Genomic DNA, 6,812 nt, shown 5'->3' on the forward strand with positions numbered 1-6,812 from the left:
GAATTGGCGTTGCCGATACTTTTGTGCGGATGGGTATCGCCTATGCAATCATCAGCTTCACATGCAGCCTCTTCATCAAGGTTGCTCCGAAAGATTATATTCCAAAAAATATGAACGCAGCGGCAACTGCAGCAGCGAATAAACCGGTCGTAAACAAGAACTGGAAAGAAATGCTGCAGGATCCAAAATTCTATATGATCATCCTGATGTTCGCCATGGGTGCTTTCTCGGGCTTGATGATTGCTTCAAACGCTTCACCGATCGGACAATCCATGTTCGGCCTATCCGCAGCAGCGGCAGCCGTATATGTCAGCGTGTATTCGTTAAGTAATACGATGGGCCGTATTATCTGGGGAGCTGTTTCGGACAAACTTGGCCAACCAACGACTATCAGCATTATGTACAGTGTCATCATTCTTACTTTCTTGATCCTTATTTTCGTCAAATCGATTTTCGGTTTTACACTAGGGATCGTTGGTTTAGGCCTATGCTTCGGCGGTGTGATGGGCGTGTTCCCTTCATTAGTCATGGATAACTTCGGACCGAGATTCCAAGGCGTCAACTACGGTATCGTGTTCATCGGTTACTCGACATCCGCTTTCGTTGCACCTAAAGTAACAGCGGGTATCGCTGCTGCAAACAACGGTGACTTCACCAAAGCTTTCTATGTCGCGATTGTGGTTGCGGCTGCAGGTTTGATCCTGGATCTTGTTTACAAGAAAAAAACAGCAACTAAATCGATCACAGAAACTGCTCAATAAGCAATTCCTTATTAAGAAATAAACATAAAAAAAGCATCTCCTACGCTCGAATATGAGCGCAGGGGATGCTTTTTTGCTTACGGTTGGCCGATAGCTGTGGGATATCGGGCAAACCGGCCGGACGCGATATGGCCGACAACAAAAGGCAAGCATTCGGCTCCATAAAAGCCCGAAGGCTTGCCTTTTGTTGAAGTCAGCCTTTCACAGATGGCCGCCGTCGTCTTCCCATTCATCTTCGTCATCATCGAGGGCTATCCATTCATCTTCATCCAGTCCTGGCAGTCCTTCGCCAAGGCCGCTGACGTTCAGGTAGGCCAATTCCTCATTGATCGCTTTGGCAATTTCCCCGGAATCTGTATATGCCAGGTCTAGTGTGCCGTCCGTGATATCCAGACGGGTATGGTCTTCCTCGGGGGCCAGATTCTCGGCGCGTACACAACGGGGATAGAGCACGTCCGCCTTCGCTTCGAATGCTTTTTGCAGGACGATTTCATGCTCCCAGTTTTCTTCCATATTGTACGTGTAGATGATTTTATCGTCTTTTCCTTGGATGTGGTCCCGCAGACGATCGGTTTCTGCCAATGTATCTTTATGCGGAGAGGCAAACTTGAAAGTATGAGGGTGGAGATCTGACCAATTAAATGCACTTTGGAGAATGAAATGCAAATCTGAGAAAGTGGTGTCGTCATCCAATTGTATATCCCGCCAAACCGGTATGCCGACATCCAAGAGCGTAATCCTGAGTTCGAACATCATCTGAAAAACCACCTTTTTTGTTTTTAGTATAACGTTTTCATAGGGTGAGTTCAAATAAGAAGGGTGATGGAAGCGCGAAGGGATTTTAATCCGCTGGCGCTGCCCAATCCGCAAAACGGACTTATTCCGATTCGCGTGCTATAATGGGGCAAAAAATGAAAGTGGAAGAAGGTCATCCTGTGTTTTATCCAAATAATTTTCAACAAGCTACTTCAATAGAAGAAATCCGTCACTTCGTCGCTGATAATAAATTGGCGTTCGTATACATTTCCCGGACGAACTGCGGCGTCTGCCACGCGGTCCAACCGCAAGTGCAGGAGATGCTGGAAGAATTCCCGGCCATCAAAGCGATCCAAGCGAACGCCGATGACATCCCGGAAGTCGCGGGCGAATTCACTGTCTTTACCGTTCCGGCTTTGCTACTGTTCGTCGAAGGCAAAGAGATGATCCGCGAAGCCCGTTTCGTGGTGATGGACGAGCTGCATCACCAATTCCAGCGGATTGCGGATAACTTCTGATAGCTTGATAAAGGAACGATAGCCTGAAGCGCAAAGCTTGGGCTATCGTTTTTTGTGCACAAATTAGTTGCTTCTGGTGTAAACTAAAGATAATCATTTTCCGGAAAGGAGCGGCCATGTTTAATCTATTCATTTTGATATTGGAGCGGGTCGGGCTGATTATCATATTGGCCTACCTTTTGATGAATACCCACTATTTCAGGGACAAATTGGGCGAACGTCAACGCTTGAGTACCAAAGTGGCGCTGATTGTCGTATTCGGAATATTCGCGGTCATCTCGAACTATACAGGCGTTGAGATCAGTCAGGACCGCATCGTATCCGACCAGGTACTGATGAAACTTTCGGAGGGAGCGTCCTTGGCGAACACGCGGGTGCTCACGATCGGCGTCGCCGGTCTGATCGGCGGGCCGTTGGTCGGCACATCCGTCGGCATCATCTCGGGCATCATCCGTTTCTTCCAAGGCGGGGAAGAGGCCTATATTTATGTGATTTCATCCATCTTGATCGGCCTCATTTCCGGTCTGTACGGCACCAAAACGATGCGGAAAAATACCTATCCGACGATAAAGGAAGGCTTTATGATCGGAGCAGTGACGGAGGGTGTCCAGATGCTCAGCATTCTGGTGTTGAGCCGCGATTTTCAGGCTGCTTGGGATCTGGTGACATTCATTGCGTTTCCGATGATCCTCGTCAACAGCATGGGGACCGGCATTTTCCTTTCCATCATCGGCTCCACGCTGCGCCAAGTCGAACAGACGAAAGCGGTGCAGACGCATGATGTGCTCCAATTGGCGAACCGAACGATGCCTTATTTCCGTTCCGGCATGAACGAAGCTTCGTGCACGGAAGCAGCCAAAATCATCCAACAATTGATGAAGGTATCCGCCGTAAGCATCACGAATACCGATCGGATTTTGGCCTATGTCGGCGCAGCCAGCGACCACCACATCGCCTCGAACGAAATATTGACCGAATTATCAAAAGAAGTGCTGCGGACAGGGGAAATCAGGGAAGTCCATTCCCATGACGAAATCGGCTGCAACCATCCGGGCTGTCCTTTGCAAGCGGCGCTCGTCATCCCGCTGAAAGCGCAAGGGAAAACGATCGGCACTTTGAAGCTGTATTTCACGGATGCCACGAAGCTCACCTTTGTCGAAAGGCAGTTGGCGGAGGGACTCGGCAATATCTTCTCCAGCCAGATCGAATTTGGGGAAATCGAACTGCAGAGCAAGCTGCTGCAGGATGCCGAAATCAAATCTTTGCAGGCGCAAGTGAATCCGCACTTCTTCTTCAACGCCATCAACACCGTTTCGGCATTGATCCGTGTCGACAGCGAACAGGCGCGCAGGCTGCTGATCCAACTCAGCAATTTTTTCCGGGCCAATCTGCAAGGCGCCCGCACTAACCTGATTCCGTTGATGAAGGAACTTACGCAAGTGGAAGCCTACCGTTCGTTGGAGCAGGCCCGTTTCCCAGACCGCTACCAAGTCGATATTTCCGTCGAGGAAGGCTTGGAAGATGTGCTGTTGCCACCATTCCTGATCCAGATCTTGCTGGAGAATGCGTTCAGGCATGCTTTCGGCAGCCGGAAGACCGATAATCGGGTATGGATCGATGTGAAGAGCAGTCCGGACGGGGTGTTTATTTCCGTGCGGGACAACGGCGAAGGCATCGATTCAAAGCGTCTGGAGAAATTGGGCAATGAAACAGTGCCATCGCAGGAAGGCACCGGATCGGCATTGGAAAACCTGAATAAACGGCTGATCAGCCTGTTCGGCGAATCGGCAAAACTGCACTTTGTATCTTCACCAACAGGGACGACAGTGTATTGCACGGTACCTTATCAAGAAAGGCAGGGATGAGTATGCGGGTATTGATTGTGGATGATGAACCCTTGGCAAGGGATGAACTGGCCTACCTGCTTGGGCAATGCGAAGGTGTGAGCGCCATCGCTCAAGCGGATTCGATCGAAGAAGCGCTCGGGACGATGCTTGAGGAGCCGGTGGACCTGATCTTTTTGGATATTCACCTGACGAATGAGAGTGGCCTCTCGCTGGCCGGAAAAATCAACAAACTTAAGAAACCTCCGATGATCATTTTTGCTACAGCCTATGACGACTATGCCGTCAAAGCATTCGAACTGAATGCGACCGATTACGTCCTGAAGCCTTTTGAACTGGAACGGATCCAGCAGGCGGTCAAAAAAGCCTACGGACAGTACCAGAAACAGCAGGTCAGAGAAGTCGAAGTACCGAAGCAGAAGGATATGGGACTGCAGGTCTTGCCCATCCAGATGGATGAACGTATCTATATGCTGCAGGTCCCGGAAATCATCGCCATCGGAGTCGAGAACGGCGAAACGACCATTTATACGAAAAATATGACCTACATCATTCATGAACCACTCAGTGCGCTCGAGAAAAAGATCGGCGGACATCCGTTCCTGAGGGTTCACCGCGCCTTTCTAATCAATCTGAAGGAAATAAAGGAAATCCAACCATGGTTCAACCATACATTCCAACTGACGATGAGCAACGGTTTGAAGATACCCGTCAGCCGTTCTTATATGAAGGACTTTAAGGAAAAAGTAGGTATCTGATCCAAAATTAAATGAATTTCAGTACTGCAGGCGTGCAACTCAGCCTGCAGTTTTGTCGTTTCGGGCGCAAATGACCCAAAAGTTTCTTGTTCTCCAGTAAAGTAAGGGCATAGAAAGAACGTGTTGGCCGCACATTTATTTTGAAGGAGGAAAAAAGATGCTTACTTTACTTGGAGGAATCGCCTTACTGGTCCTGGGTTACTTTACTTATGGGCGCTACATCGAAAAGAACTTTTCCATCGATCCGGAAAGAACGACCCCTGCTGAAGCGCTGAAGGACGGATATGACTTTGTCCCGATGTCAAAATCAAAAAATGCCATCATTGAACTGTTGAATATTGCCGGAACGGGTCCTATTTTTGGACCGATTATGGGAGCGCTTTACGGTCCGGTCGCCTACATCTGGATCATCGTCGGCTGCATCTTCGGAGGAGCTGTCCACGATTACATGGTCGGGATGATTTCCTTGCGGAACGACGGCGCCCACTTGCCGGAATTGACCAGCAAATATCTGGGCAAACCGGTCAAACACATCGTCAACATCTTCGCCATGCTGCTCTTGATGTTGGTTGCAACCGTGTTTGTCACTTCACCCGCCAATCTGATCGCCAGCATCACGCCTGATTGGATGACAATCGGAATCATCACGGTTTTGATTTTCGCTTACTATCTCATCTCCACCATCCTGCCGATCGACAAGGCGATGGGCAAAGTCTATCCTTGGTTCGGCGCAATTCTGATCATCAGTACGATCGCCATCGGAATCAGCTTGTTGACGGGCGGCCATAACCTGCCCGAATTGACGATGGGCACTATGCAGAATTTCCATCCAAAAGGCACACCGATTTTCCCGGCAATCTTCTTTACGATTTCCTGTGGGGCCATTTCCGGTTTCCATGCAACCCAAGCGCCGATGGTCTCTAGGACGTCGACGAACGAGCGGGAAGGCCGCTTCCTTTTCTACGGCATGATGATTGCTGAGGGCGTCATCGCCATGATTTGGGCTGGAGCTTCCATGGCCTTGTTCGATGGTCAAACATTGAGCCAAATGATCGATGCCGGCACGCCATCAGCTGTCGTTAACCAAGTTTCCACTATGTTGTTGGGTAATGTCTTCGGTACGGTCGCCATCATCGGCGTCATCGTCTTGCCGATCTCTTCAGGACTTTCAGCATTCAGAAGTCTGCGGACAATTTTGGCTGACTACATGAACATCAAACAGGATTCAATGAAAAAAATCCTGATGATGACGATCCCGTTGTTTGTCATCTCGTTCTTCCTTACTAAAGTGGATTTCAACCTGATCTGGAGATACTTCAACTGGGCGAACCAAGTTACAGCCGTTATCGCTTTGCTGATGTCGACGCGTTATTTATATCTTAAAAACAAAAATTACTTGGTTACCTTATTGCCTGCAACATTCATGCTTTATGCCTGTGTCGTCTATATCCTGAGCGAGCCGATCGGATTCCGGATGGGGCTGCAGACGGCCACTTACTTGGTCGGTCTGGTCGCAACTGTTGCGATCATGGCACTTTACTGGACAACCGGCGTGAATCAGAAAGCTGCATTGGATCCGGAAGCGGAACTGCTGAACGATCATCTGCCGATTGGAACGTTTGCTACCGCTGAAGCAGTAACGGCAGCAGCGGTAGCTGAATAACTAATTGAAGATAAAGAAACTCCCTGAAGGACCTGTAACATGCAGGGCTCCTTCAGGGAGTTTTTTTCTATAGATACTGTTTTAAGGATTCAGCGATGCCTTCCAACATAGCCAATTCATCATTTGACGGGCTTTCCAACGTGATCAAAGCTTCCTCAGCGCGGGCTGTAGCATTGCCCTCTGCATCCGTTGTTACATCCAGTATCAGCAGTTCAGCATAAAGATCATCCAAATCCCTTTGCGGCTGCACGAAGAATTCAAACGTACCTTCAGGATGGCTTGCTTTGAACGCTTCAATCTTTTCAATCAATTTTTCTAAGTTCATTTATTTCCGCCTTCTTTCTGTTCGTGTTCATGTGCTGCATGGCTTATTATACATCATTCGGCCTGCGTATGTATCGTGTAACAGGATATAACCAACAAGTACAGTGAGATTTTGTATTGAGGGATATATCGTTTTGAACCGGAAGTCGGTATACTGGATATTGAAAAAGTCCGGATTACTTTGGACG

7 protein-coding genes are annotated in these 6,812 nt (G+C 48.7%); 5 read left to right on the forward strand and 2 right to left on the reverse strand.

Annotation, left to right across the window (positions count from 1 at the left end):
* A partial coding sequence (locus tag WBV27_RS05175; RefSeq protein WP_424200039.1) for an MFS transporter occupies positions 1-761 on the forward strand: 761 nt, incomplete at its 5' end.
* Positions 762-962: 201 nt separating this feature from the next.
* On the opposite strand, the gene WBV27_RS05180 is transcribed toward WBV27_RS05175, so the two are convergent.
* On the reverse strand, positions 963-1,517 hold the full coding sequence (locus tag WBV27_RS05180; protein ID WP_424200041.1) for a plasmid pRiA4b ORF-3 family protein: 555 nt from the start codon (positions 1,515-1,517) through the stop codon (positions 963-965).
* Positions 1,518-1,672: 155 nt separating this feature from the next.
* Here WBV27_RS05180 and WBV27_RS05185 point away from each other — a divergent pair, with 155 nt between their 5' ends.
* The 4 genes from WBV27_RS05185 (at position 1,673) to WBV27_RS05200 (ending at position 6,300) form a co-directional block, all read left to right on the forward strand.
* Positions 1,673-2,035: a thioredoxin family protein gene (locus WBV27_RS05185; RefSeq protein ID WP_424200043.1), complete on the forward strand. Its 363-nt coding sequence runs from the start codon at positions 1,673-1,675 to the stop codon at positions 2,033-2,035.
* A 116-nt stretch (positions 2,036-2,151) separates the two neighbouring features.
* Positions 2,152-3,900 (forward strand): LytS/YhcK type 5TM receptor domain-containing protein, encoded by a 1,749-nt coding sequence (locus WBV27_RS05190; RefSeq protein WP_424200045.1) that lies wholly within the window; start codon positions 2,152-2,154, stop codon positions 3,898-3,900.
* Between the two features lie 2 nt (positions 3,901-3,902).
* Positions 3,903-4,637, forward strand: coding sequence for a LytTR family transcriptional regulator DNA-binding domain-containing protein (locus WBV27_RS05195; protein ID WP_424200047.1), 735 nt, complete (start codon positions 3,903-3,905; stop codon positions 4,635-4,637).
* Positions 4,638-4,794: 157 nt separating this feature from the next.
* Entirely contained in the window at positions 4,795-6,300 is a 1,506-nt protein-coding gene (locus WBV27_RS05200) for a carbon starvation CstA family protein (protein ID WP_424200049.1), read from the forward strand.
* A 67-nt stretch (positions 6,301-6,367) separates the two neighbouring features.
* Here the strand turns inward: WBV27_RS05200 and WBV27_RS05205 are convergent, their stop codons facing one another.
* A complete protein-coding gene (locus tag WBV27_RS05205; protein WP_424200051.1) occupies positions 6,368-6,625 on the reverse strand; it encodes a hypothetical protein in 258 nt (85 codons plus the stop codon).
* Between the last annotated feature and the right edge of the window lie 187 nt (positions 6,626-6,812).

It is taken from the genome of Trichococcus sp. (assembly GCF_049589555.1).
Lineage (GTDB): Bacteria > Bacillota > Bacilli > Lactobacillales > Aerococcaceae > Trichococcus.